At 67.3% G+C, this 2,114-nt stretch carries 2 protein-coding genes and 1 pseudogene; 2 read left to right on the forward strand and 1 reads right to left on the reverse strand.

What is annotated here, in order from left to right; all coding sequences use genetic code 11:
- Nucleotides 1-489, reverse strand: a 489-nt coding sequence (locus JF597_RS54025) for a hypothetical protein (RefSeq protein ID WP_294014439.1), incomplete at its 3' end; no start/stop codon positions are given.
- Nucleotides 490-863: 374 nt separating this feature from the next.
- Between JF597_RS54025 and JF597_RS54030 the strand changes: the two genes are divergently transcribed.
- The gene (locus tag JF597_RS54030) at nucleotides 864-1,811 is read left to right on the forward strand and encodes an RNA polymerase sigma-70 factor (RefSeq protein ID WP_069762166.1); all 948 of its coding nucleotides are present in this window, start codon (nucleotides 864-866) and stop codon (nucleotides 1,809-1,811) included.
- A 114-nt stretch (nucleotides 1,812-1,925) separates the two neighbouring features.
- Nucleotides 1,926-2,114: pseudogene (locus tag JF597_RS54035) on the forward strand (oxidoreductase); the annotation flags it as partial.

The raw sequence follows: 2,114 nt of genomic DNA on the forward strand, positions 1-2,114 counted from the left end.
CTCAAGGGTGACACGTACGACCTTGGTCTTGATGTCGCGCTGCGGATGGGCCTGGCCGAGCGCGGTGGAGATTTCCGCTGCGGAGCGCGGTTCGTCCTGCTCGGTCAGGTGCTGACGGATGAGCTCCACCAAAGTGGGCTGGGACGTCTTCGTCTCGGACTTGGCGGTGGACTTCCTGGCCGTCGTGCGTTCCTGTGCAGCGGTGGTCTTCCGTGCGGTCTGCTTGCTGCGCGGTGCGCTCTTGATCTTCTGCCGGGCAGCCGGCACCGTGGCGGTCTCGGCCGAGGGCGTGGACTCCTTGGTCGACTGTGTGACGCCGAGTGCCTGCTGGATGTTCACCAGCACACTGTGGTCATGCTGCAGGGCGGCCAACTGCTGCTGCAGGGCAGCGATGTCCCCATTGATGCGTTCCTGCTCCTTGAGGTTGGTCTCGAGATCGGCGGCTACTTGGGTGCTGTACTGGTGTGTCAGTCCCATGGTGTCGGTCATGCTCTCGGACATGATGCTGGCCTTTCCTCGGTGTGCGGCCGTCACGCAGAGGCGGAGCGCGACGCTGAACCGGGCAGCATGAGCTGCACTGGCAGCGCGGATGCCGTAACTGCCGCAGAATGCCTTGGCGTAGAGATGATACGGACAAGCGGAGCCAACTGTTCCCTGCGTGCAGCTTCTGCTGTCAGTTGGGCCGAGGTCATGACTGCCATGTCCGGTGCGTCCGGGGCCGGATTGCCACCGGGGAATCACAGCACCACATCGATGCCGACCGAAGCCGGTGAACGCCGCTGCCTCGCAGCCCTGTGGATCTGCCCGTCCCGCGGCCGTACGGTGGCAGTGAAAGCGCGCACAGCTCCGGTTAGGATCCCGGCATGGCCCTGACCTTCAGTGACGTGGATCGGTTCGAGGCGGCCAGGCCGCGTCTCGAGGCCATCGCCTACCGCATGCTCGGGTCGGCGAGCGAGGCCGAGGACGCCGTACAGGAGACATATCTGCGTTGGCAGGCCGCCGATGTCGAGCGCATCGAGGTGCCCGAGGCATGGCTGACCAAGGTGCTCACCAACCTCTGCCTCAACCAGCTCACGTCGGCCCGTGCGCGTCGCGAGACCTACGTCGGCCAGTGGCTGCCCGAACCGTTGCTCGAAGGGGACCCGATGCTGGGCCCGGCGGAGACGGTCGAACAGCGCGAGTCGGTGTCGTACGCCGTGATGGTCCTTTTGGAGCGGCTCTCGCCCAACGAGCGGGCGGTGTATGTGCTTCGCGAGGCATTCGCGTACTCCCACCGGGAGATCGCCGAGATCCTGGACCTGAGTGAGGCGGCCAGTCAGCAGATCTTCCATCGCGCGAAGAAGCATGTGGCGCAGGGCGGGGCGCGGGTCGAGATCGACGAGGCGGCTGTGCGCCGGATCGTCGAGGAGTTCCTCGCTGCGGCGACCAGCGGTGAGACACAGCCGTTGATCGAGCTGCTCACCTCGGACGCCGTCGCGGTGGGCGACGGCGGCGGAAAGGTGCCGGCCCGGGCCAGTGCCTTCGAGGGCGCACGTGCGGTGGCGAAGTTCCTGCGCGGGCTGTTCAAGCCGGCCCCGGCCAAGCGGGACCTGGCCGGCGGTTCCCCCGACCTCTACGCCGCCACGGTCAACGGCGGCCCTGCGGTCGTCGCGGTGGTCGGGGGGCGGGTCTTCGGCATCATGTGCCTGGAGCGGACGCAGGAGGGCATCGTCGCTGTCCGCAGCCAGGTCAATCCGGACAAGCTCGAGCGGGCGACGCAGCGTTGGGCGGCGGGCGATTTCGGTCCTCCGGTCGTGACTGAAGCCCTCTGACTCCTTGTGTGACGTAGGTCACTCATTCCTCCTGTCAGGAATCGGCGTGCTGCCCGGTTCAAGGGGCGTGACCGGGCCAGAAGGCACCGGACCCGCGCAGACAGGAGCAGGAAAATGCAGCACCGGATCATCGTCCTCGGCGCCGGCTACTCCGGAGCGATCGCGGCAGGCCGACTCGCCAAGCGGCTGCGTCGTCAGGACGTCGCCATCACCCTCGTCAACGCAGAGCCCGACTTCGTCGAGCGGGTCCGGATGCACCAGCTGGCCGTGGGCCAGGAGCTGAAGCCGCGCCCGCTGCGCGAG

This window comes from Streptomyces sp. (genome assembly GCF_019510245.1).
In the GTDB taxonomy this organism is placed as follows: Bacteria; Actinomycetota; Actinomycetes; order Streptomycetales; family Streptomycetaceae; genus Streptomyces.